The 22313-nt window shown below is 64.3% G+C and carries 20 protein-coding genes; 17 read left to right on the forward strand and 3 right to left on the reverse strand.

Annotation, left to right across the window (positions count from 1 at the left end; genetic code table 11):
* Nucleotides 1-15 precede the first annotated feature (15 nt).
* Genes GKC70_RS02255 through GKC70_RS02265 form a run of 3 tightly spaced genes read left to right on the forward strand, consistent with a single transcriptional unit; the run spans nucleotide 16 to nucleotide 2469 of the window.
* Entirely contained in the window at nucleotides 16-1035 is a 1020-nt protein-coding gene (locus tag GKC70_RS02255; RefSeq protein WP_342650331.1) for a phosphotransferase, read from the forward strand.
* Nucleotides 1032-1703 (forward strand): N-acetylmuramate alpha-1-phosphate uridylyltransferase MurU, encoded by a 672-nt coding sequence (gene murU, locus GKC70_RS02260; RefSeq protein WP_342650332.1) that lies wholly within the window; start codon nucleotides 1032-1034, stop codon nucleotides 1701-1703. The genes GKC70_RS02255 and murU overlap by 4 nt, the downstream gene beginning before the upstream one ends.
* A gap of 1 nt (nucleotide 1704) precedes the next feature.
* Nucleotides 1705-2469, forward strand: a complete 765-nt coding sequence (locus GKC70_RS02265) for a TerB family tellurite resistance protein (protein WP_342651580.1) — start codon at nucleotides 1705-1707, stop codon at nucleotides 2467-2469.
* 28 nt (nucleotides 2470-2497) lie between these two features.
* On the opposite strand, the gene GKC70_RS02270 is transcribed toward GKC70_RS02265, so the two are convergent.
* Nucleotides 2498-3505, reverse strand: coding sequence for an alpha/beta hydrolase family protein (locus tag GKC70_RS02270; protein WP_342650333.1), 1008 nt, complete (start codon nucleotides 3503-3505; stop codon nucleotides 2498-2500).
* A gap of 92 nt (nucleotides 3506-3597) precedes the next feature.
* On the opposite strand from GKC70_RS02270, the gene GKC70_RS02275 reads away from it, so the two are divergent.
* The 10 genes from GKC70_RS02275 to GKC70_RS02320 all read left to right on the forward strand — a co-directional run bounded on the left by GKC70_RS02275 (nucleotide 3598) and on the right by GKC70_RS02320 (nucleotide 15757).
* Entirely contained in the window at nucleotides 3598-5982 is a 2385-nt protein-coding gene (locus GKC70_RS02275; RefSeq protein WP_342650334.1) for a transporter substrate-binding domain-containing protein, read from the forward strand.
* Nucleotides 5983-5995: 13 nt separating this feature from the next.
* A complete protein-coding gene (locus GKC70_RS02280; protein WP_039581131.1) occupies nucleotides 5996-6625 on the forward strand; it encodes a response regulator transcription factor in 630 nt (209 codons plus the stop codon).
* 260 nt (nucleotides 6626-6885) lie between these two features.
* The gene (locus GKC70_RS02285) at nucleotides 6886-7998 is read left to right on the forward strand and encodes an ABC transporter ATP-binding protein (RefSeq protein ID WP_342650335.1); all 1113 of its coding nucleotides are present in this window, start codon (nucleotides 6886-6888) and stop codon (nucleotides 7996-7998) included.
* 40 nt (nucleotides 7999-8038) lie between these two features.
* The gene (locus GKC70_RS02290; protein ID WP_029615072.1) at nucleotides 8039-9073 is read left to right on the forward strand and encodes an ABC transporter substrate-binding protein; all 1035 of its coding nucleotides are present in this window, start codon (nucleotides 8039-8041) and stop codon (nucleotides 9071-9073) included.
* Nucleotides 9074-9139: 66 nt separating this feature from the next.
* A complete protein-coding gene (locus GKC70_RS02295) occupies nucleotides 9140-10387 on the forward strand; it encodes an ABC transporter permease (protein WP_039581125.1) in 1248 nt (415 codons plus the stop codon).
* 11 nt (nucleotides 10388-10398) lie between these two features.
* A complete protein-coding gene (locus GKC70_RS02300) occupies nucleotides 10399-11226 on the forward strand; it encodes an ABC transporter permease (RefSeq protein WP_029615070.1) in 828 nt (275 codons plus the stop codon).
* A gap of 206 nt (nucleotides 11227-11432) precedes the next feature.
* Entirely contained in the window at nucleotides 11433-12107 is a 675-nt protein-coding gene (gene rpe / locus GKC70_RS02305) for a ribulose-phosphate 3-epimerase (RefSeq protein ID WP_295485157.1), read from the forward strand.
* Entirely contained in the window at nucleotides 12104-12922 is an 819-nt protein-coding gene (locus GKC70_RS02310) for a phosphoglycolate phosphatase (RefSeq protein WP_039581120.1), read from the forward strand. The genes rpe and GKC70_RS02310 overlap by 4 nt, the downstream gene beginning before the upstream one ends.
* Nucleotides 12923-12992: 70 nt before the next feature.
* Nucleotides 12993-14474 carry an anthranilate synthase component I gene (trpE, locus tag GKC70_RS02315; protein WP_317871002.1) on the forward strand — a complete coding sequence of 494 codons (1482 nt, stop codon included), beginning with the start codon at nucleotides 12993-12995 and terminating at the stop codon, nucleotides 14472-14474.
* A 320-nt stretch (nucleotides 14475-14794) separates the two neighbouring features.
* Nucleotides 14795-15757, forward strand: a complete 963-nt coding sequence (locus tag GKC70_RS02320) for a transposase (protein WP_342650336.1) — start codon at nucleotides 14795-14797, stop codon at nucleotides 15755-15757.
* Nucleotides 15758-15941: 184 nt separating this feature from the next.
* On the opposite strand, the gene estP is transcribed toward GKC70_RS02320, so the two are convergent.
* The gene (gene estP / locus GKC70_RS02325) at nucleotides 15942-17843 is read right to left on the reverse strand and encodes an esterase EstP (protein ID WP_342650337.1); all 1902 of its coding nucleotides are present in this window, start codon (nucleotides 17841-17843) and stop codon (nucleotides 15942-15944) included.
* Between the two features lie 369 nt (nucleotides 17844-18212).
* Here estP and GKC70_RS02330 point away from each other — a divergent pair, with 369 nt between their 5' ends.
* From GKC70_RS02330 to GKC70_RS02345, 4 genes are all read left to right on the forward strand, one after another.
* Nucleotides 18213-18806: an aminodeoxychorismate/anthranilate synthase component II gene (locus GKC70_RS02330; protein WP_342650338.1), complete on the forward strand. Its 594-nt coding sequence runs from the start codon at nucleotides 18213-18215 to the stop codon at nucleotides 18804-18806.
* A gap of 8 nt (nucleotides 18807-18814) precedes the next feature.
* The gene (gene trpD, locus GKC70_RS02335; RefSeq protein WP_039581110.1) at nucleotides 18815-19864 is read left to right on the forward strand and encodes an anthranilate phosphoribosyltransferase; all 1050 of its coding nucleotides are present in this window, start codon (nucleotides 18815-18817) and stop codon (nucleotides 19862-19864) included.
* A complete protein-coding gene (trpC, locus tag GKC70_RS02340) occupies nucleotides 19861-20694 on the forward strand; it encodes an indole-3-glycerol phosphate synthase TrpC (RefSeq protein ID WP_342650339.1) in 834 nt (277 codons plus the stop codon). Before trpD ends, trpC begins: the two co-directional genes overlap by 4 nt.
* Before the next feature lie 100 nt (nucleotides 20695-20794).
* The gene (locus tag GKC70_RS02345; protein ID WP_342650340.1) at nucleotides 20795-21499 is read left to right on the forward strand and encodes a lipoate--protein ligase family protein; all 705 of its coding nucleotides are present in this window, start codon (nucleotides 20795-20797) and stop codon (nucleotides 21497-21499) included.
* On the opposite strand, the gene crp is transcribed toward GKC70_RS02345, so the two are convergent.
* Nucleotides 21496-22140, reverse strand: coding sequence for a cAMP-activated global transcriptional regulator CRP (crp, locus tag GKC70_RS02350; RefSeq protein ID WP_342650341.1), 645 nt, complete (start codon nucleotides 22138-22140; stop codon nucleotides 21496-21498). The genes GKC70_RS02345 and crp overlap by 4 nt on opposite strands.
* Nucleotides 22141-22313 lie beyond the last annotated feature (173 nt).

Raw genomic sequence — 22313 nt, forward strand, 5'->3', positions numbered from 1 at the left:
TCGGAGACCCTTGTAATGCCCGATCATGATGTACGCCTGCAACAGCTGACTGTGTGGCTCGAACGACAGTTACAGAATCTTTTTCGCGACAACGCCTGGGGCGAGGTGCCGACCGGCAGCCTGACCGCCGCCAGCAGCGACGCGAGCTTTCGCCGCTACTTCCGCTGGGAAGGTGGCGGCCGCAGTCTGGTGATCATGGATGCGCCGCCGCCCCAGGAAAATTGCGCACCGTTCGTCGCCATCGATCACTTGCTGGCCAGCGCCCAGGTCAACGTGCCGGTCATCCATGCCCAGGACCTGGAACGGGGTTTCCTGCTGCTGAGCGACCTGGGACGTCAGACGTATCTGGAGGTGATCGACGGCGACAACGCGGATGCGCTGTTCGAGGCGGCCATCGAGACGCTGCTGGCCTTGCAGCGCCTGCCGATGCAGGCACCGCTTCCCAGCTATGACACGACGCTGCTGCGCCGCGAGCTGGCGTTGTTCCCCGAGTGGTACGTCGGCCACGCGCTGAACACTGCCTTCGATGACGCTCAGCAGGCCCGCTGGCAACGCATCAGCCAATTGCTGATCGACAGTGCCCTGGCGCAGCCCAAGGTGCTGGTGCACCGCGACTACATGCCGCGCAACCTGATGCTCAGCACCCCCAATCCCGGCGTGCTGGACTTCCAGGATGCGGTCTACGGCCCGGTGACCTACGACATCACCTGCCTGTTCAAGGACGCTTTCCTCAGTTGGCCCCAGGCCCGCGTCGACGCCTGGTTGCGCCGCTACTGGGACCAGGCGCGTGCGGCCGGCATCCCGGTACAGGCAGACTTCGCTGACTTCCAGCGCGCCAGCGATCTGATGGGCGTTCAGCGTCACCTGAAAGTGATCGGCATCTTCGCCCGCATCTGCCACCGCGATGGCAAACCGCGCTACCTCGCCGACGTGCCACGGTTCTTCGCCTACCTGCACGAGGTGATCGCTCGCCGTCCGGAGCTGGCGGAGTTGGGTGAACTGCTGGCCGAACTCGACAGCGGAGCGCGCCCATGAAGGCGATGATCCTGGCGGCCGGCAAAGGCGAGCGCATGCGCCCGCTGACCCTGCATACCCCCAAGCCCCTGGTGCCGGCCGCCGGCAAACCGCTGATCGAGTATCACCTCCAGGCCCTGGCCAGCGCGGGCATCACCGAGGTGGTGATCAATCACGCCTGGCTGGGCCAGCAGATCGAAGATCATTTGGGGGATGGCAGCCGCTTCGGCCTGCACATCCATTACTCCCCCGAAGGCGAGCCGCTGGAGACCGGTGGCGGTATCTTCAAGGCGTTGCCGCTGCTGGGCGAGGCGCCGTTCCTGCTGGTCAACGGCGATGTCTGGACCGACTACGACTTCACCCGCCTGCGCCAACCGCTGCAGGGCCTGGCACACCTGGTGCTGGTGGATAACCCCGCGCATCACGGTCGTGGCGACTTCCGCCTCGACGGCGTGCATGTGCTCGACGGTGATGACAGCCCCGGCACCCTGACCTTCAGCGGGCTGTCGCTGCTGCACCCGCACCTGTTCGACGGCTGCCAGCCCGGCGCCTTCAAGCTAGCACCGCTGCTGCGTCGGGCGATGGCGGACGGGCAGGTGACCGGTGAGCACTATCGGGGGCAGTGGGTGGATGTCGGTACGCTCGAGCGCCTGGCCGAGGTCGAGCGCCTGATCGGCGAGCGTGCCTGAGATGTGGTGGCCGAGCACAGTGATCGGTGCCGGGGCCGGTTTTGTCGTGGCCAGTATTCCGGGTGCGCTGTTGGGCGCCTTGCTGGGCCAGGCCATGGATCGGCGTCTGCGTATACAAGGGTGGGAGGATGCGCGCGAGCGTTTGGGTGGACGTCCGGCGCTGCGCGACGAGGAGTTGCTGTTCCTGCTGCTGGGACGGTTGGCCAAGAGCGATGGGCGCGTCGCCGAGGGGCACATTCACCAGGCGCGGCAGGAAATGACCCGTCTGGACCTTGGCGAACCCGCCCGCCTGCGGGCCATTTCGGCCTTCAATCGTGGCAAGGCGGGCAAGGGTCGTCTTGACCGTTACCTGCGCCGCATCGGTCATCAGCCGCACGGTGCGGAAGGCGCACTGCGCGCCTGCTGGCGCATGGTCTGGGCCGATGGCAAGGCAGGGCATCATGAGCGCGAACTGCTGCTCAACTGGGGCCGGCAGTTGGGCATGACCCGCACCCAGGTGCAGGCGCTGTCGCAGGAGTACGAGCCGAGCCGTGCGGCGGTGGCGAGCGGGGCGATGACCTATGCCGCCGCCCTGCGCGTACTGGGGGTCGAGCCCGACACCGACGCGGACCAGGTCAAGCAGGCCTATCGACGGTTGGTCAGTCGTCATCACCCGGACAAGCTGGTGGGCAGCGGCGCGAGCGAGGCGCGGGTGCGCGAAGCCACCGAGCGGACCCGCGAACTGCACCAGGCCTATGCGCTGATTCGCACGCGGCGGGGGATCTGAGCGATCGGTCCCCGGCCGCCGTGGCGTCTCAAGGTGCCTCTAGCGGATCTTGCGGCATCATCCAGCCCCGCACCCGACGGAACAATTGCTCCTGCTCGGCCGAGCGGTCGCCCGGCATGGCGATCAGCGAGAGTTGCCGGTACTGGCTGTCCTTCTCGCGCTTGCTGGCCTGCAAGCGCAATTGGGCGGCGTTCTGGTCGCGGGTACGGGTGACGAAATAGATATCGGCAGTCGGCACCTTGAGCGTTGGCACCAGGCTTTCCAGGTCGTGCTCGACCCGCGCCGGTGTCTGCGCGGAAATCAGCGCCAGCTTCTGCACCTGCGGTGGCTGCTTTTCGCTGACATAGCGCGCCGCCCAGTACGCGCCGCTGCCGTGACCGATCAGCACGATGCTGTGGGCATTCTGCTGTTGAGCGAACGCCACGGCAGCGTCCAGGCGGGCGAAGATGCGCGCGGCATCGGCCTGGTCGTTGTGTTCGCTGGCCTGCGCCGCGTCGGTGCCCTGGGCGGTATCCGGATCCGGCGCGGTCGCCTGGGCCACATTGGCGTTGGCGTCGTCCGGGGTGTCCTTGGCGGGGGCGCTGGTGCCTTCGCCCTTGTCCTTGGCCGTGGGTGCGGGGGTATCAGCCGCGCGCGGCTGCGGGCTGTCGGCCAGCAGGTCGGGCAGGCTGACGCTCAGGCTGTGCCAGCCGACATCGGGAAAGCGATTGCGCAGCGGGGCGACGGTGACAGGCCAGTCGGCGCTTTCGCCGGCACCCGGCACGATGATCACCGCGCCTTTGGGGTTGCTGTCATTGGCGGGTTTCCACAGGGCCAGGAAGCTCTCGCCATCGGCCTGCAAGGTCTGCTGCTGCGCCTTGGGCACCAAGCGCTCCAGCGCCAGGGCATCTTCCTGGCTGCGCTCGAGCAGCGGCGCACGCACCGCAGCGGCCTCGGCGGGGGCGGCCGGAGTCTCGGCCTCAGCGGCGTGGGCGCTCAGGGGAAGGGCTGCGGCCAGGCAGAACAGGGCCAGCGACGTGCGATAAAGTGTGAACATGGATCAACCCAAGGCCAGAATATACCGGCAGCCTAATAGTAAATGCCCGCGACGGCCACGCAGTTGGCCATCATTGCCAGGACGAGCCCCCGATGAAGCGATTGCGTTGCCTGTTGGTTATCGGCTGGTTGTGCCTGCCCTTGATCGCGCTGGCCAAGGAGGCGACGCCGCTGGCGCAACTGGAGCCGGCACAGCAGCAGTGGCTCGATGGCCATCGCAACCTGCGCGTAGGCCTGGTGTTGCAGGCGCCCTACGCGCAGTTCGACCGTCGATTGCAGCAACTGTACGGGGCCAACGTCGAGTTGGTCAGCGAGCTGGCACGTGCCCTGGACCTGGACCTCACCTGGCGCAACTACCCGGACCAGGCCGGCCTGGAGCATGCGCTGCAAATCGGCGAGATCGACTTCGCGCCTGGCCTCACCCAGACCCCGGCGAGCCTGCGCCTGTGGTTGTTCAGTGATCCCTACATGCGGGTGCCGCAGCTTGTGGTGGGCCTGCGCGGCAGCACGCGGGCGGTTGACCTGGAGAAGCTCGGGGCCGCTGACGGCGTTGCGGTGCGCTTGCCCGGTGTGCTGGCCGATTACCTGCGCAGCACTTACCCGCGGCTCGACCTGCAAGGTGCGGCCAACGACCGCGAGGCGCTGCAACGGGTGCTCAGCGGCCAGGCGCGCTTTGCCGTGCTGGACGAAGCGCAACTGAGCCGGTTGTCGCGCGAAAGCGAGTTCAGCGACCTGGCCGTGGTGGCCGATATCGGCCTGCCGCAGTTGCTGCGCATCGGCTCGCGGCGTGACTGGCCACTGCTGGCCGAGGTGTTGCAACGCGGCCTGCAGGCGCTGCCGGCCAAGACCCTGGAGCAACTGCATCAGCGCTGGCTGCAGCCGCAGTATCCACGCGGTGGCGAGTCGGCAGGTCTCTGGCAGAACCTGGCGCTGCTGTTGGGCTTGCTGTTGCTGGGCGCCTTGGCGACGTTGGCCCTGCAACGGCGTCAGCAACGACGTCTGGAGCGCGGACTGCTGGCCGCGCGCGAGGCGCTGGTGGAGCGCCAAGGCCGTGAGGAGGCGCTGCGCCTGAGCCAGTTCTCCATCGATCAGAGCACCGTGGGCATTCTCTGGGTGCATTGGGACAGCCACGTGCGCTACGCCAACCATGCGGCCGAACACATGCTTGGGCATGATGAAGGGCAGTTGCTGGAGCGGCCATTGGGCGACATCGAACCGAGCCTCGATATGGACCGCTGGCGCGTGCTGTGGAACCGCGTGCGCACCGGCGACAGCGGCGCCCAGGCGTTCGAGAGCCTGTGCCGTTGCGCCGATGGCCGCCTGCTGCCGGTCGAGTTGTCGTTGAGCTTTCTGCGCTTTCGCGACGCCGAGTACCTGGTGGTGTTCCTCACCGACATCACCGATCGCCGTCGCGCCCTGGCCGAGCTGCGCGAGCGCGAGGCGCGGCTCAAGGGCATCGCCGGCAACGTGCCGGGACTGGTATTTCGTCTGGAGCGCGATCCCGCCGAGGGTGAGCCGGAGTTTCCCTATATCAGCGAAGGCAGCCAGGCGCTGGTCGGCTACGCGCCGGTCGAAATCCAGCAGCCGGACATGGGGCTGCGTTCGCTGGTGCATCCCGATGACCGCGCCGACTATCACCGCGTGCAAAACCTGGCATTGGCCAGCGACCGTGACTGGTCCTGGCAGGGTCGCATGGTCACCCGCCAGGGCGCCGAGCGCTGGGCCGACATCAAGGCCCGCGCCCGGCGCCAGGCCGACGGACGGGTGGTGTGGGACGGTATCGTCTGGGACATCACCCAGAGCAAGCGCGCCGAGCTGGCACTGGCCAGTTCCCAGGAGCAACTGCGTGAATTGGCGGCGCACCTGGAGAGCGTGCGCGAGGAAGAGAAAGCGCGCATCGCCCGTGAGGTCCACGACGAGCTGGGGCAGATGCTCACCGTGCTCAAGCTCGAAGTGTCGATGTGCGAGTTGGCCTTCGCCGATCTCGATCCGGCCCTGCACGAGCGTCTGGCCAGCATGAAGCGCTCGATCGCCCAGCTGTTCCAACTGGTGCGCGATGTGGCCACGGCGTTGCGCCCGCCCATTCTCGATGCTGGCATCGCCTCGGCCGTCGAGTGGCAGGCCCGACGCTTCGAGGCACGTACGCAGATTCCCTGTCTGGTGCAGGTGCCGGATAATCTGCCACCCTTGAGCGATGCCAAGGCCACCGGCCTGTTCCGTATCCTTCAGGAAGCCCTGACCAACGTCATGCGCCATGCCCAGGCGCACACCGTGCAGATCGAGCTCAGGCGCGACGGCGACTTGCTGCGCATGACGGTGATCGACGATGGCGTCGGTTTCGAGCCCGAACAGTCGCGTCCTACCTCGTTCGGTCTGGTCGGTCTGCGCGAGCGGGTGTTGATACTCGGCGGCAGCGTGACCGTGGACAGTGAGCCGGGTGAGGGCACCAGCCTGAGCGTGGCCGTCCCCCTTTCATGACAGGAGAAGCAGCGTGATCCGAGTGCTGGTAGCCGAAGACCACACCATCGTGCGCGAAGGCATCAAGCAATTGATCGGCCTGGCCAAGGACCTGCAGGTGGTGGGCGAGGCGGGCAATGGCGAGCAGTTGCTCGATGCCTTGCGCCACACGCCCTGCGACGTGGTGCTGGTGGACATCTCGATGCCGGGTATCAGCGGTCTGGAAGCGATCCCGCGTATCCGTGCACTGGCCAACGCACCGGCGATCCTGGTGCTGTCGATGCACGACGAAGCGCAGATGGCCGCACGCGCGCTCAAGGCTGGAGCGGCGGGCTATGCCACCAAGGACAGCGACCCGGCGCTGCTGCTCACCGCCATTCGCCGGGTGGCCGGTGGCGGTCGTTATATCGACCCGGCGCTGGCCGACCGCATGGTCTTCGAAGTGGGGCTGACCGAAACCCGGCCGTTGCACACGCTGTTGTCCGAGCGGGAGTTTTCCGTGTTCGAGCGCCTGGCCCAGGGCGCCAACGTCAACGACATCGCCCAGCAACTGGCGCTGTCGAGCAAGACCATCAGCACGCACAAGGCGCGGCTGATGCAGAAGCTCCAAGTCCACTCGCTGGCTGAGCTGGTGAAGTACGCCATGGCGCACAAGCTGATCTGATTGCGACAGCTATCGGCCTGACTGCGGTTTCTCGTCCTGCACCGGGGCCATCGCGGCACAAGGCTCGCCCTGCAAGCGTGCGAGTAGCGGCCGATGCCCCGAGTGAATGAGCATTCCATTTGCGTCATTCATGTAGGGGGATCCCTACAACGAATCTTCCATCTGGATGATGGCATTCTCTCAGCACCGCCGATTTCGGCGAGGTAACCGTTCTTCTAGTCTTTCGCCCACGCAGTCATTCCAACAAGAAGGTGCAGGGCATGAGCGAGGCGAAATCGAACGAGACGCTGGTCAGCTTTCGGGGCGTGCAGAAGAGCTATGACGGCGAATCGCTGATCGTCAAAGACCTCAACCTGGACATCCGCAAAGGCGAGTTTCTGACCCTGCTCGGCCCCTCGGGCTCCGGCAAGACCACCAGCCTGATGATGCTGGCCGGCTTCGAGACCCCCACCGCTGGCGAGATCCAACTGGCAGGCCGCTCGATCAACAATGTGCCGCCGCACAAGCGCGACATCGGCATGGTGTTCCAGAACTACGCCCTGTTCCCGCACATGACCGTGGCCGAGAACCTGGCCTTCCCCCTGACCGTACGCAACCTGAGCAAGACCGACATCAGCGAACGGGTCAAGCGCGTGCTCAACATGGTCCAGCTCGACAGCTTCGCCAAGCGCTACCCCGGCCAGCTCTCCGGGGGCCAGCAGCAGCGCGTGGCGCTGGCCCGCGCCCTGGTGTTCGAGCCGCAACTGGTGCTGATGGACGAGCCGCTCGGTGCACTCGACAAGCAGTTGCGCGAGCACATGCAGATGGAGATCAAGCACATTCACCAGCGCCTGGGCGTGACCGTGGTGTACGTGACCCACGACCAGGGCGAAGCGCTGACCATGTCCGATCGCGTGGCCGTGTTCCACCAGGGGCAGATCCAGCAGATCGCCGATCCGCGCACGCTCTACGAAGCCCCGGCCAACACCTTCGTGGCCAACTTCATCGGCGAGAACAACCGCCTCAATGGCACCCTGCTGTCGCGTCAGGGTGAGCGCTGCCAGGTGCAACTGGCGCGTGGCGAGCAGGTCGAGGCGCTGGCGGTGAACGTCGGTGCGCCCGGCGAGCCGGTGACCTTGTCGGTGCGCCCCGAGCGGGTGCGCCTCAACGGCCACAGCGCACATTGCGCCAATCGGTTTTCCGGCCGGGTGGCCGAGTTTATCTACCTGGGCGACCACGTACGGGTTCGCCTGGAGGTGTGCGGCAAGAGCGATTTCTTCGTCAAGCAGCCGATTGCCGAGCTCGACCCGGCGCTGGCCGTGGGCGACGTAGTGCCGCTGGGCTGGGCGGTGGAGCACGCACGCGCGCTCGACCCGGTCGTCGAAGCCCACTGATGGTTCGTTTCACCAACCCTGTACTGTGGAGAGAATAATAATGCGCAAGCAGTTGAAACTGACCGCCCTGGCCCTGGGGTTGTTCACCGCCGGCCAGGTGCTGGCCGCGGACCTCACCGTGGTGTCCTTCGGTGGTGCCAACAAGGCCGCCCAGGTCAAGGCGTTCTATGAGCCGTGGGAACAGGCAGGCAAGGGCAAGATCGTCGCCGGGGAATACAACGGTGAAATGGCCAAGGTGAAGGCCATGGTCGACACCAAGAGCGTGTCCTGGGATCTGGTGGAGGTCGAGTCCCCAGAGTTGGCCCGTGGCTGTGACGAGGATATGTTCGAGCCGCTCGATCCCGCGTTGTTCGGCAACGAGTCCGACTACGTCAAAGGCGCCATCCAGCCGTGCGGCGTGGGCTTCTTCGTGTGGTCCACGGTGCTGGCCTACAACGCCGACAAGCTCAAGTCCGCCCCCACCAGCTGGGCCGATTTCTGGGACACGAAGAAATTCCCCGGCAAACGCGGCCTGCGCAAGGGCGCCAAGTACACGCTGGAATTCGCCCTGATGGCCGACGGCGTGGCGCCCAAGGATGTCTACTCGGTGCTGTCCACCAAGGCCGGTGTAGACCGCGCCTTCAAGAAACTCGACGAGCTCAAGCCGAGCATCCAGTGGTGGGAAGCCGGCGCCCAGCCGCCGCAGTACCTGGCCTCCGGCGACGTGGTCATGAGCTCGGCGTACAACGGGCGTATCGCGGCAGTGCAGAAGGAGAGCAACCTGAAGGTGGTGTGGAACGGCGGCATCTACGACTTCGATGCCTGGGCCATTCCGCGGGGTGCGAAGAACGTCGAGGAGGCCAAGAAGTTCATCGCCTACAGCGTCCAGCCTGAGCAGCAGAAGATCTACTCCGAGAACATCGCCTACGGCCCGGCCAACGCCAAGGCCGTCGCCCTGCTCAGCGACGAGGTCAAGCAGAACATGCCGACCACGCCGGAGAACATCGCCAACCAGGTGCAGATCGACGTGGCCTTCTGGGCTGACAACAGCGAGCAACTGGAGCAACGCTTCAACGCCTGGGCGGCGAAGAAGTAACGCGTGTCGCTGGAGCGCCGGGCCGTTGGCCGGCGCTCCCCCGTTTTCCTGTTTGCGGAGTTCGTCATGGCCACTGCAGTGCCCCTCAATGAAGGCGCAGGTCCAAGTCTCAAGCAGCGCCTCAAGCGTGCCGAGCGGGTCAACCGCTGGAAGGCGCAGGCGCTGATCGCACCGCTGGTGGCGTTTCTGCTGCTGGTATTTCTGGTGCCGATCGCCGCGTTGCTGTTCAAGAGCGTCGGTAACCCCGAAGTGGTGGCCGGCCTGCCGCGCACCGTCGAGGCGGTGGCGCAGTGGGATGGCAAGAGCCTGCCCGGCGAAGCGGTGTACCGCGCCCTGAGCGACGACCTGGCGCAGTCGCGCAAGAACCAGACCTTGGGCGAGCTCTCCAAGCGCCTGAACATGGAACTGGCCGGCTACCGCAGCCTGCTGTCGAAGACGGCCCGCGCCTTGCCGTTCAAGACCGAGCCGGCTTCCTATAAAGAGGCGCTGCAGAGCCTCGACGAGCGCTGGGGTGACCCGGCCTACTGGCAAGCGATCCGCCGCAATACCAGCTCGGTGACGCCGTTCTACCTGCTGGCCGCGCTGGACCACCGCATCGACGACCTGGGCGAGTTGGCCAAGACCACGCCCGACCAGGCCATCTACCTGGACATCTTCGCCCGCACCCTGTGGATGGGCGTGGTGATCACCGCGATCTGCCTGCTGCTGGCCTATCCGTTGGCCTACCTGCTGGCCAACTTGCCGACCCGTCAAAGCAACCTGCTGATGATCCTGGTGCTGCTGCCGTTCTGGACATCGATTCTGGTGCGGGTGGCCGCGTGGATCGTGTTGCTGCAATCGGGCGGCCTGATCAACAGTGCACTCATGGCCATGGGCGTCATCGATCAGCCGCTGGAGTTGGTGTTCAACCGCACCGGCGTGTACATCTCCATGGTCCACATTTTGCTGCCCTTCATGATCTTGCCGCTGTACAGCGTGATGAAGGGCATTTCGCCAAGCTACATGCGTGCGGCGATCTCCCTGGGCTGTCATCCGTTCGCCAGCTTCTGGCGCGTGTACTTCCCGCAGACCTACGCCGGTGTCGGCGCCGGTTGCCTGCTGGTGTTCATTCTCGCCATCGGCTACTACATCACGCCGGCGCTGCTGGGTAGCCCGAACGACCAGATGGTCAGCTACTTCGTCGCGTTCTATACCAACACCAGCATCAACTGGGGCATGGCCACCGCCTTGGGCGGGTTGTTGCTGCTGGCCACGGTGCTGCTGTACCTGATCTATAGCTGGCTGGTCGGCGCCAGCCGCCTGCGCCTGAGCTGAGGAGCCTTGTCATGTTGAGCCCTTACATGTCGCCGGTGGAGCGGGTCTGGTTCTACGGCCTGCGCATTCTCTGCGGCCTGATCCTGCTGTTCCTGGTGCTGCCGGTGCTGGTCATCATCCCGCTGTCGTTCAACAGCGGCAGTTTCCTGGTCTACCCGCTGCAAGGCTTTTCGCTGCAGTGGTATCAGGACTTCTTCGCCTCGGCCGAGTGGATGCGCGCGCTCAGGAACAGCATCATCGTCGCCCCGGCGGCCACGGTGCTGGCGATGGTGTTCGGCACTCTGGCCGCAATCGGCCTGACCCGTGGCGATTTTCCCGGCAAGTCGCTGGTGATGGCGCTGGTGATTTCGCCAATGGTGGTGCCTGTGGTGATCATCGGGGTGGCCAGCTACCTGTTCTTCGCGCCGCTGGGGCTGGGCAACAGTTTCCTCTCGCTGATCCTGGTGCACGCGGTGCTGGGTGTGCCGTTCGTGATCATCACCGTGTCGGCGACGCTTCAGGGGTTCAACTACAACTTGGTTCGCGCGGCGGCCAGCCTGGGCGCCTCGCCGCTGCTGGCATTCCGTCGGGTGACCTTGCCGCTGATTGCGCCCGGGGTGATTTCCGGGGCGCTGTTCGCCTTCGCCACGTCGTTCGATGAAGTGGTGGTGACGCTGTTCCTCGCCGGTCCCGAGCAGGCCACCCTGCCACGGCAGATGTTCAGCGGCATTCGCGAGAACCTCAGTCCGACCATCGCCGCCGCTGCGACGCTGCTGATCGGTTTTTCGGTGGTGTTGCTGCTGACCCTGGAGTGGCTGCGCGGGCGCAGCGAGAAGCTGCGTACCCAGCAACCTGGCTGACTCTGCGGCGGTAGTGTCGGCCTCATCGCGGGGCAACCCCGCTCCACAGGTAGAGCACTGCACTCATGAACAGTGGGATCCCTGTGGGAGCGGGCTCGTCCCGCGATGAGGCCGGTACAGGCAACTGCGGTTTTGATACCAATCAGCCCCGATCCATTCGCCTGAGTTACAATGCGCGCCACCGTGATTCTGCCAACAGGTGCGCCATGCAGCCCTACGCTATTGCCCCCTCCATTCTTTCCGCCGACTTCGCCCGCCTGGGCGAGGACGTGGACAAGGTCCTGGCCGCGGGGGCCGACATCGTCCACTTCGATGTCATGGACAACCACTACGTGCCCAACCTGACCATCGGCCCTATGGTCTGCAGCGCGCTGCGCAAGTACGGCGTGACCGCCCCGATCGACGTGCACCTGATGGTCAGCCCGGTCGATCGCATCATCGGCGATTTCATCGAGGCCGGTGCCACCTTCATCACCTTCCATCCTGAAGCGACCCAGCACATCGACCGTTCGCTGCAACTGATCCGTGACGGCGGTTGCAAGGCCGGCCTGGTGTTCAACCCGGCCACTGGCCTGGACGTGCTCAAGTACGTGATGGACAAAGTCGACATGGTCCTGCTGATGAGTGTCAACCCAGGGTTTGGCGGACAGAAGTTCATTCCCGGCACCCTCGACAAACTGCGCGAAGCACGCGCACTGATCGACGCCAGCGGCCGTGATATCCGCCTGGAGATCGATGGCGGGGTCAATGTCGGCAATATCCGTGAGATCGCCGCCGCAGGCGCTGACACCTTCGTCGCCGGATCGGCGATCTTCAACGCGCCGGATTACGCCGAAGTCATCGCCAAGATGCATGCCGAGCTCGCCCAGGCGCGCCCATGAGTGGCTTCGAGCAGTTGTTCCCGGGGACGCTGCCCAAGCTGGTCATGTTCGACCTGGACGGCACCCTGATCGACTCGGTGCCGGACCTGGCCGCCGCCGTCGACCACATGCTGGTTGCCCTGGGTCGCCCGCCTGCGGGTCTAGAAGCCGTGCGTCAGTGGGTCGGCAATGGCGCCGAGGTGCTGGTACGCCGCGCCTTGGCCGGCAGTCTCGAGCATGCCGACGTGGACCCCGAACTGGCTGAGCGAGGCTTGGCGTTGTTCATGCAAGCCTATGGCGAAAGCCATGAGCTGACGGTGGTCTATCCCGGCGTGCGCGACACCCTGCGCTGGCTGCACAAGCAGGGTGTGGAGATGGCGCTGATCACCAACAAGCCCGAACGCTTCGTCGCGCCCTTGCTCGACCAGATGAAGATCGGCCGCTACTTCCGCTGGATCATCGGCGGCGACACCCTGCCTCAGAAGAAACCCGACCCGGCCGCACTGCTGTTCGTCATGCAGATGGCGGGCATCGCTCCGGAGCACGCGTTGTTCGTCGGCGACTCGCGCAACGATGTGCTGGCGGCCACGGCAGCGGGGGTCAAGAGCGTCGGCTTGACCTACGGCTACAACCACGGGCGGCCGATCGAAGAGGAATCGCCAAGCCTGGTGCTGGATGATTTGCGTCTGCTGTTGCCCGGTTGCGTCGTCACCGACACTGGGATAACGTGGGCAAACCTTCACGCCTCCAAAGACAGAGATCGCACTGTGGGTGTCACCGGCAAATTCTGGATGAAAGTCATCAAGGCCCTGGCCCGCTGGCGCTGGCGCGCCTGACTCCTGCCCGCCGGCGCCTGCCGGCTCGTCTGCTCGTCCGACCCCATTGCTGCTTGCCCCGAGGCTACCCATGACCCGCGAAGAATTCCTGCGCCTGGCCGCTGCCGGCTACAACCGCATTCCCCTGGCCTGTGAAACCCTGGCCGACTTCGACACACCGCTGTCGATCTACCTCAAGCTGGCCGACCAGCCCAACACCTACTTGCTCGAGTCCGTGCAGGGCGGTGAGAAGTGGGGCCGTTATTCGATGATCGGCCTGCCGTCGCGCACGGTGCTGCGGGTTCACGGCTACCGGGTGAGCATCCTGGAAGACGGGGTCGAAGTGGAAAGCCATGAGGTCGAGGATCCGCTGGCCTTCGTCGAGTCGTTCAAGCAGCGCTACAAGGTCGCCGACATCGCCGGTCTGCCGCGCTTCAACGGCGGTCTGGTCGGCTACTTCGGCTATGACTGCGTGCGCTATGTCGAGAAACGCCTGGGAGCCAGCCCGAATCCTGATCCACTGGGCGTGCCGGACATCCTGCTGATGGTGTCCGACGCGGTGGTGGTGTTCGATAACCTGGCCGGTAAGATGCACGCCATCGTGCTGGTCGATCCGGAGGATACGCAGGCCTTCGAGCAGGGCCAGGCGCGGCTGGCCGGGTTGCTCGACACGTTGCGCCAGCCGATCACCCCACGCCGTGGCCTGGATCTCGGCGGCCCGATGCCCGCAGAACCGGCGTTCCGCTCCAGCTACACCCGCGACGACTACGAGAAGGCCGTGGGCCGGATTAAGGAGTACATCCTGGCCGGCGATTGCATGCAGGTGGTGCCGTCGCAGCGCATGTCCATCGATTTCAAGGCTGCGCCCATCGACTTGTACCGTGCGCTGCGCTGCTTCAACCCGACGCCCTACATGTACTTCTTCAATTTCGGCGACTTCCACGTGGTCGGCAGTTCGCCGGAAGTGCTGGTGCGGGTCGAGGACAATCTGGTCACGGTCCGTCCCATCGCCGGCACCCGCCCGCGCGGTGCCACCGAGGAAGCGGACCGGGCGCTGGAAGACGACTTGCTGTCGGACGACAAGGAAATCGCCGAGCACCTGATGCTGATCGACCTGGGGCGCAACGACGTGGGGCGGGTGTCGTCCACCGGCAGCGTGCGGCTGACCGAGAAGATGGTGATCGAACGCTACTCCAACGTGATGCACATCGTCTCCAACGTCACCGGCGAACTCGCCGAGGGCCTCACGGCGATGGATGCCTTGCGTGCGATCCTGCCGGCCGGCACCTTGTCGGGTGCGCCGAAAATCCGCGCGATGGAAATCATCGACGAACTGGAGCCGGTCAAGCGCGGCGTCTATGGTGGCGCGGTGGGCTATTTCGCCTGGAACGGCAATATGGATACCGCCATCGCCATTCGCACGGCGGTGATCAAGGACGGCGAACTGCACGTACAGGCCGGTGGCGGCATCGTCGCCGACTCGGTGCCGGCGCTGGAGTGGGAAGAAACCATCAACAAGCGCCGCGCCATGTTCCGCGCGGTGGCGCTGGCTGAGCAGACCACGCTCAAGTAAACCCTTCGCATCGGGGCTGTTGCGCAGTCCCGCTCAGGCCGTAATGCTGTTCACTTAAGATCTGTATTGCTGGAATTGGGGCTGCTACGCAGCCCGATCGCGACACAAGGCCGCTTGTATGGTGATACTCGAAGGGGTGGTGGGACGAAAAGGCCGAATCTGACTGTCCACAAACAGTACAGACCGTGGGAGACCTCGCCCCACCCCTTCACCAAAGCGCCGATAAAGAATGCATCGTTTGCAAGCGACGATAGAAGCAAGCCAGCGCCTCTTGGTGAACCCCCTCCGAGCCCAAAAACCATACCGTGGGAGTTCAGGTCATGGCAATGCGAGTCGAGAAGTTCATCATTGGCGTCGATGTCGCCAAGGTCGAACTGGTCAGTTACTGCGAGGACACTGCTCAACAACACGCGTTTAAAAATACCAAGCCTGAGATCCGCAAATGGCTGGCACTTCAGCCTGCCAATACGGCCATCTGTGTTGAAGCCACCAACGTTTATCACCTGGACTTGGTGGAGATGGCTTACGAAGTGGGTTTTGCCGTCTATGTCGTCGATGGGTTCCAGCTGAGCAACTACCGAAAAGGAATTGGCGGGCGTGTCAAAACCGATGCGTCTGATGCCTGTCTACTCGCCCGTTTCCTTAATCGTGAGGGCAGTGCGCTTCGTCCTTGGACGCCCCCTCCAGCCGTCTACAGCAAGCTCCAGAGCCTTCTGCGACGCCGAGCAGCACTGGTGTCGGCACGCACCAGCCTGACCCAGAGCTGGGGAAACGAAGTGTCCCTCAAAGAAGCCTTCAAAAGTTTTGCCAAGCACTTTGCATCGCTTGATCTGCTGATTCAAAAGCGTTTGAAGACATCAGTGAGAGAGGCAGGGCTGAGCGAGCAGGTTGCCCGCTGCCAAGCAGTTGAAGGCATTGGTTTTCTAACGGCTGTCGCTTTGGTCACTGCCTTCATCCGTGGCGACTTTAAGCGAAGCGACTCCTTCATCGCTTTTCTGGGTATGGATCTGGAAGTTTCCGAATCAGGCCAGAAATGCGGACGCAGACGCTTGACCAAGCGCGGCTGCTCAGAAGTGCGCCGACTCTTGCACAACGCCGCCATGTCCGCTAGCAAAACCGAGGCCTGGAAGGAGGTCTATGAACATTATCGGAGTACAGGTAAGGCAACCACTCAGGCCCTGGTCATCCTGGCGCGAAAGCTGGCCAGAATTGCATTCGCCTTGATGAAGACTCAAGGCGAATACGTGAGCAAAGGCGGCAAAAAGCATTGCCCACAACCATAGAATCTCCCACAGGGTCCGTACAGCCCCTGTTTCAGGGTTTGCGCGGACATTGTGGGAGCGGCCTTGTGTCGCGAAAGGGCCGCGAAGCGGACCCAGCATCTTTAAGTGAACAGCATGACGCTCAGGCCGCGCCTGCAAGACGATCAGTCTGTCTGCAGGAGCGGCCTTGCGCCGACTTGAAGCGTTAGAAGTCCACGCTTACGCCCACACTCATCCCTTGTTGGCGCAGTTCGTCGCTCTTGCGCCAGTTGTAGTTCCCCGCTAGCTTCACCCCCGGCACCAGCTCGTGGCTGATGCCCAGGCTCGCCCGCGTCAGGTTGCTGTGGGGCGTGTACCCGGCGAGGGTGAAGTCGTTGGCTGGAAGGCTGGTCAGGTGCAGGGTCAGGTCCTGGCGGTCGTCTTCGAACTCGTGCTCGCGTGCCACCTCGGCGAACAACCGCGTATTGGCCATCACCTGCACACTGCCCAGCACGCCTGCCCCCAGTCGCCGTGACGTGCGGTCCTGGTCGTCGAAGCCCAGCGCCGTCGAACGTCCGCTCTTCTCGTCATAGCCGTCCACCTTCACCCGCGCGTAATCCGCGCTGATGAATGGCGCCAACTGCCAGGCGCTGTCGTCGGTCGCCAGGTTGTAGCCCAGTCGGCCGCTGAGCGCCCAGGCCTCGCCGTCGGTACTGCCTTTCTCGCTACGCTCGCCTGCGCCGAGGGCGAAGTTGCGCTTGAGATTGTCGTAGTTCAGGTGACCGGCGGTCAGCGCTGCATCGGCCCACCAGCGGTTCTGACGGAACTGGGCGAAGGCGCTGGCCAGGTAACTGTCGAGCGCGTAGTCCGAATCCCGTGGCCCTGCTTCGAGCTTCTGCCGATAGGCGCCCGCTGCAATGCCTACGCGCCAAGCGTCGTCGAGCCGGTAGCTGCCGCCCAGGGTCAGGTTGTAGCCGCGCCCGTCGCCGCTGGCGGCGCTACGCTGGCTGCCGAAATCCAGGTCCTGGGCACCGGTGGCGACGAACGCCTGCCACTGGCCGACCGGCTGCCAGGGCGAGCGCCATTGATTGCGCAGTTCGTCCTGATGCGCGCGCAGGCTGGCGTGAGCCATTTCTGGCAGCAGTGTCAGCTCCCAGGGCGCAGCGAGAATGGAATAAGCGTAGTCAGCGATCAATTGCTGACCGGCGATGGTTGGGTGTACCGAATCGTTGAACAGCAGCCGTGAGGGATCGGGATTGCTGCCGTTCACGCCGTACACCGGATTGGCGGTGCAGCCGTCGCCGCTGTAGCAGGTGCCGACCAGGTTCTGGTCGGCGGCCAGGCCGAATTGCGCCGGGCTGCGCAGCGCTTCGCCGAGCAGCGTGGGAATGTTCAGCGGGATGACTTCGGCGTCCACCTGGCGCAGTTGGCCGAGCAACGACTGATTGAACACGCCTGAAAGCTGCGACAGCGGCGCTTGCTGCGGCGTGCCGCTGAAGTTCGGTGTCTGGCCCAGGTCCGGCAGCAGCCAGACCATGATGTAGCGCGCTCCACCCTGCTGCAGGGCCTGGGCGCTGGCCGCCAGGCGGGCACCGGCTGCGGCGGCGCTGGCGGGGCTGTTCACCAGGCCTTGGAGAAAATCGTTGCCGCCGCCGGTGAGGTAGTACAGCGCGTTGGGGTCGGCGCGCAGTCCGCCGGCCAGATAGCCGGGACGCTCGCGCAGCACCAGGCCGGCGCCCAGGCGCCCGGGCGGAATCACTGCCTGGGAAGTTTCGGTGATCGAGTCGAGGACTTGCTGCGTGGTGTAGCCGCCGACCGCCCAGTTATTGCCGTCGGGCCGACCTTGCAGCAGGTTGCTCAGCGAAGTCGAAGGTCCCAATGACGTGGCGGAAAAGCCTAGTTTGGTGCCGAGGATCATCGGTGACACGGGCGCGTAGTCGCCATTGCCCTGGCGATTGGTGAAGCGCAGGCCCTGCGCGCTGCCGGTCAGGTCCGGGAACTGTCCCGCATCGCTGAGGCTGTCGCCGAAAACCAGCAGGGAAGAATAAGGGGAGGGCGCTGCCATGGCCTGGCTGCAGACCAGGCTGAGCAGGCACAGGGTAGTACGCAGGAACGGTGGCTGGCGCATGGATGAAATTCCGTTTCGTTGTTGTTTTGAGGAACAGCTCGCAGACCTTAGCAAAAAAACCGCCGGTAGGTTCCAGGCCTCTGCGTTTGCCGGGGTTTGCCGCGTATTGCGCCCGTTGTTGCGGTAGGCTACTGTGCCGGGACGTATGAGCGAGAACTCCCCCGTGTTGATCGTCAGCAAACTCCTGATGCGCGTTATCAAGGCTCACGCCCGTTGGCGTTGGCGCGCCTGACACTTTCCCCTGCCGGCCTTGCCCGGCCCGTCCCGTTTGCCTCCTGCCGTTCCACATCGCCGTCGCGGTATCGCCGCGCCCATGAACGACGCAGGCAGGTCCGAAAGTACAGTCAGTAAGTTCAAGAGGTTGCCCCGATGTTACTGATGATCGACAACTACGATTCCTTTACCTACAACGTGGTGCAGTACCTTGGCGAGTTGGGTGCCGAGGTCAAGGTCATTCGCAACGATGAAATGACCATCGCCCAGATCGAAGCCTTGAATCCGGAACGCATCGTCGTGTCTCCCGGCCCCTGCACGCCGAGCGAGGCTGGGGTGTCCATCGAAGCCATCCTGCATTTTGCCGGCAAACTGCCGATCCTCGGCGTGTGCCTGGGGCACCAGTCCATCGGCCAGGCCTATGGGGGCGAGGTGGTGCGCGCGCGCCAGGTGATGCATGGCAAGACCAGTCCGGTGTTCCACCGTGACCTGGGTGTGTTCGCCGGATTGAACAATCCCCTGACCGTGACCCGCTATCACTCGCTGGTGGTCAAGCGCGATACCCTGCCGGACTGTCTGGAAGTCACCGCCTGGACGGCGCACGAAGATGGCTCGGTCGACGAAATCATGGGCCTGCGTCACAAGACCCTGAACATCGAAGGCGTACAGTTCCATCCGGAGTCAATCCTCACCGAACAGGGCCACGAGCTGTTCGCCAATTTCCTCAAGCAGACCGGCGGCCGCCGTTAAGGAACGACATGGATATCAAGAACGCGCTGAGTCGCATCGTTGGCCACCTCGACCTCACCACCGACGAGATGCGCGATGTCATGCGCCAGATCATGACTGGCCAATGCAGCGAGGCGCAGATCGGCGCCTTCCTCATGGGCATGCGCATGAAGAGCGAGAGCATCGATGAGATCGTCGGTGCCGTGTCGGTCATGCGCGAGCTGGCCGAGAAGGTCGAACTGCAGAGCCTCGACGGCGTGGTCGACATCGTCGGCACCGGTGGCGATGGCGCCAATATCTTCAACGTATCCACGGCCTCGGCTTTCGTGCTCGCGGCCGCTGGCTGCCCGGTGGCCAAGCACGGCAACCGCGCGGTGTCCGGCAAGAGCGGCAGCGCCGACTTGCTGGAAGCGGCCGGCATCTACCTGAACCTGACGCCGGTCCAGGTCGCGCGCTGCATCGACAGCCTGGGCATCGGCTTCATGTTCGCCCAGACTCACCACAGCGCCATGAAGCACGCCGCCGGTCCGCGCCGCGACCTCAGCCTGCGCACCCTGTTCAACATGCTCGGCCCGCTTACGAATCCGGCCGGGGTGAAGCATCAGGTGGTGGGGGTGTTCACCCAGGCGCTGTGCCGCCCGCTGGCCGAGGTGCTGCAGCGACTGGGCAGCAAGCACGTGCTGGTGGTGCACTCCAAGGATGGCCTGGACGAGTTCAGTCTGGCCGCGCCGACCTTCGTGGCCGAACTCAAGAACGGCGAGATCAGCGAATACTGGGTCGAGCCTGAAGACCTCGGCATGAAAAGCCAGAGCCTGCATGGGCTGGCGGTCGAAGATCCACAGGCGTCGCTGGCGCTGATCCGCGACGCGCTGGGCCGGCGCAAGACCGAAAATGGCCAGAAGGCCGCTGAAATGATCGTGCTCAACGCGGGCGCCGCGCTGTATGCCGCCGACCATGCCATGAGCCTGAAGTCGGGCGTCGAACTGGCCCACGATGTGCTGCACACTGGCCTTGCCTGGGAAAAACTCCAGGAACTGGGCGCCTTTACCGCCGTATTCAAGCAGGAGAACGGAGCATGAGCGTACCGACGGTGCTGGAGCGGATCATCGTCCGCAAATTCCAGGAAGTGGCCGAGCGCAGTGCTCGCGTCAGCCTGGCCGAACTGGAGCGACTGGCAAAGGCGGCCGATGCCCCGCGTGGCTTTGCCGATGCCTTGATCAAGCAGGCCCGGGCCAAGCAGCCGGCGGTCATCGCCGAGATCAAGAAGGCGTCGCCGAGCAAGGGTGTGATTCGCGAGCTCTTCGAGCCCGCGGACATTGCCGTGAGCTATGAGAAGGGGGGGGCCACTTGCCTGTCGGTGCTCACCGATGTGGACTACTTCCAAGGCGCCGACCAGTACTTGCAACAGGCCCGGGCGGCGGTATCGCTGCCGGTGATTCGCAAGGACTTCATGGTCGACCCCTATCAGATCGTCGAAGCCCGAGCCTTGGGCGCCGACTGCGTGCTGCTGATCGTCTCGGCGCTGGACGACGTGAAGATGGCCGAGCTTGCCGCTACGGCCAAAGACGTCGGCCTCGACGTGCTGGTGGAAGTCCATGATAGCGACGAGCTGGAGCGGGCGCTGAAAACCCTGGATACGCCGCTGGTGGGGGTCAACAACCGTAACCTGCACACCTTCGAGGTCAGCTTGGACACCACCCTGGACCTGCTGCCCCGCATTCCCCGCGACCGTTTGGCCATCACCGAGAGCGGCATCCTCAACCGCGCCGACGTGGAACTGATGGAAATCAATGAGGTGTATTCCTTCCTGGTCGGCGAAGCGTTCATGCGCGCCGAGCAACCGGGCCTGGAACTGCAGCGGCTGTTTTTCCCCGACCAGGTGAAGAAAACCGTTCAGTCGCTGGACTGAGCGCAACGAAGCCGGCGCGATGCCGGCTTTTTTGTCTTTGCTTGCGGCCTTTGGAAGCGGATTCACCTGCGCCAAGGCCCCACATTCTCGAAGGTGCACCATGACCGAGCAACCCCTGGCCCTTACTGTCGAACAAGGTCTGCATGCCGAGCAGGATCTGCTTGCTGCCGTCTGCCGTGGCGAACGCGAGTCCGGTGTGCTGTTCTGGCGACCTACCGACCACGCACTGGTCATGCCGCGCCGCATGAGCCGTCTGGAGCACTTCGAAACGGCATGCGCGGAGTTGGCGATCGCCGGCTGGCCGGTGCTGCTGCGCGAAACAGGGGGCGAGCCGGTGCCGCAATCCCACGCCACGGTCAACGTAGCGCTGGTTTACGTGGCGCCGCGAAGCGAGGGCGATCATGGGCGTATCCAGAAGGCCTACGAGCGGCTGTGCCTGCCCCTGTGCGAGGTACTGCGTGAATGGGGTGGGGTGGCGTCGGTCGGCGAGATCGACGGCGCTTTCTGCGACGGGCGTTACAACGTCAATCTCGAGGGCCGCAAGCTGGTCGGGACCGCTCAACGCTGGCGCCAGGGACTGGGCGGCAAGCGGCCGGTAGTGCTGGTTCACGGTGCACTGCTGTTGGACAACGAGCGCGAATCGATGGTGGCTGCGGTCAATCGCTTCAATGAGTGCTGCGCACTTGAGCAGCGCTGCCGCGCCGACAGCCATATCGCGCTGCACGAAGTGGCGCCGGCGGCGCCTTGGTTCGAGCGCCTGTCCAAGGTGTACGCCGAGGTACTCGGCGCACTGCCCGAGGATTAACGGGTGCCGAAGACCACCATGGTCTTGCCTTTGACGTGCACCAGGCTGCGTTCTTCCAGGTCCTTGAGGACGCGGCCGACCATCTCTCGCGAGCAGCCCACGATCCGCCCAATTTCCTGACGGGTGATCTTGATCTGCATGCCATCAGGATGGGTCATGGCGTCCGGCTGCTTGCACAGATCGAGCAGGCAGCGAGCCACCCGGCCGGTAACGTCGAAGAACGCCAGGTCGCCGACTTTACGTGTGGTGTTACGAATGCGCTGGGCCATCTGGCTGCCAAGGGCGTAGAGGATGTCCGGGTCGTGACGGGCCAGTTCGCGGAATTTCTCGTAGCTGATTTCGGCGACCTCGCATTCGGTCTTGGCGCGAACGCAAGCGCTGCGCTGCTGCTGCGGCCCGTCCGACTCGAACAGGCCCAGTTCGCCGAAAAAGTCGCCACTGTTGAGGTAGGCGATGATCATTTCGTGGCCTTCGTCATCCTCGATCAGGATGGTCACCGAGCCCTTCACGATATACGACAGGGTCTGTGCCCGGTCGCCCGCGCAGATGATATTGCTCTTGGCGGCATAGCGGCGGCGTTGGCAGTGCACCAGCAGCTTGTCGATATTCTTGATCTTGCCCGGAAGGGTTGAAGCTACCATCACGAAATCCTGTTCAAGGTACGCAGAGGCTCTTGCTAGGAGGGAGCTGGCATGTGCGCCAGTGATTTGGCGCCAGCTTATCAGACGCTTCTGACTTATCGGCATCAACCGCCAACTTCTTGAGCTTTTCCGAATACGTTACAAGGTCTAAGCTGACGGCCTTTTCCACAGTC

Origin of the sequence: Pseudomonas sp. REB1044 (assembly GCF_038813925.1) — a bacterium.
GTDB classification, from domain to species: domain Bacteria; phylum Pseudomonadota; class Gammaproteobacteria; order Pseudomonadales; family Pseudomonadaceae; genus Aquipseudomonas; species Aquipseudomonas boreofloridensis.

Bases quoted from the DNA above. Each gene is read 5' to 3' on its own strand.
- GKC70_RS02330 (WP_342650338.1), top strand. From the start codon at position 18,213: ATGTTACTGATGATCGACAACTACGATTCCTTTACCTACAACGTGGTG.
- GKC70_RS02290 (WP_029615072.1), top strand. From the start codon at position 8,039: ATGCGCAAGCAGTTGAAACTGACCGCCCTGGCCCTGGGGTTGTTCACC.
- murU (WP_342650332.1), top strand. From the start codon at position 1,032: ATGAAGGCGATGATCCTGGCGGCCGGCAAAGGCGAGCGCATGCGCCCG.
- GKC70_RS02275 (WP_342650334.1), top strand. From the start codon at position 3,598: ATGAAGCGATTGCGTTGCCTGTTGGTTATCGGCTGGTTGTGCCTGCCC.
- GKC70_RS02265 (WP_342651580.1), top strand. From the start codon at position 1,705: ATGTGGTGGCCGAGCACAGTGATCGGTGCCGGGGCCGGTTTTGTCGTG.
- trpE (WP_317871002.1), top strand. From the start codon at position 12,993: ATGACCCGCGAAGAATTCCTGCGCCTGGCCGCTGCCGGCTACAACCGC.
- GKC70_RS02345 (WP_342650340.1), top strand. From the start codon at position 20,795: ATGACCGAGCAACCCCTGGCCCTTACTGTCGAACAAGGTCTGCATGCC.
- GKC70_RS02270 (WP_342650333.1), bottom strand. From the start codon at position 3,505: ATGTTCACACTTTATCGCACGTCGCTGGCCCTGTTCTGCCTGGCCGCA.
- crp (WP_342650341.1), bottom strand. From the start codon at position 22,140: ATGGTAGCTTCAACCCTTCCGGGCAAGATCAAGAATATCGACAAGCTG.
- GKC70_RS02300 (WP_029615070.1), top strand. From the start codon at position 10,399: ATGTTGAGCCCTTACATGTCGCCGGTGGAGCGGGTCTGGTTCTACGGC.
- trpC (WP_342650339.1), top strand. From the start codon at position 19,861: ATGAGCGTACCGACGGTGCTGGAGCGGATCATCGTCCGCAAATTCCAG.
- GKC70_RS02285 (WP_342650335.1), top strand. From the start codon at position 6,886: ATGAGCGAGGCGAAATCGAACGAGACGCTGGTCAGCTTTCGGGGCGTG.
- GKC70_RS02320 (WP_342650336.1), top strand. From the start codon at position 14,795: ATGGCAATGCGAGTCGAGAAGTTCATCATTGGCGTCGATGTCGCCAAG.
- GKC70_RS02255 (WP_342650331.1), top strand. From the start codon at position 16: ATGCCCGATCATGATGTACGCCTGCAACAGCTGACTGTGTGGCTCGAA.
- estP (WP_342650337.1), bottom strand. From the start codon at position 17,843: ATGCGCCAGCCACCGTTCCTGCGTACTACCCTGTGCCTGCTCAGCCTG.
- rpe (WP_295485157.1), top strand. From the start codon at position 11,433: ATGCAGCCCTACGCTATTGCCCCCTCCATTCTTTCCGCCGACTTCGCC.
- trpD (WP_039581110.1), top strand. From the start codon at position 18,815: ATGGATATCAAGAACGCGCTGAGTCGCATCGTTGGCCACCTCGACCTC.
- GKC70_RS02295 (WP_039581125.1), top strand. From the start codon at position 9,140: ATGGCCACTGCAGTGCCCCTCAATGAAGGCGCAGGTCCAAGTCTCAAG.
- GKC70_RS02310 (WP_039581120.1), top strand. From the start codon at position 12,104: ATGAGTGGCTTCGAGCAGTTGTTCCCGGGGACGCTGCCCAAGCTGGTC.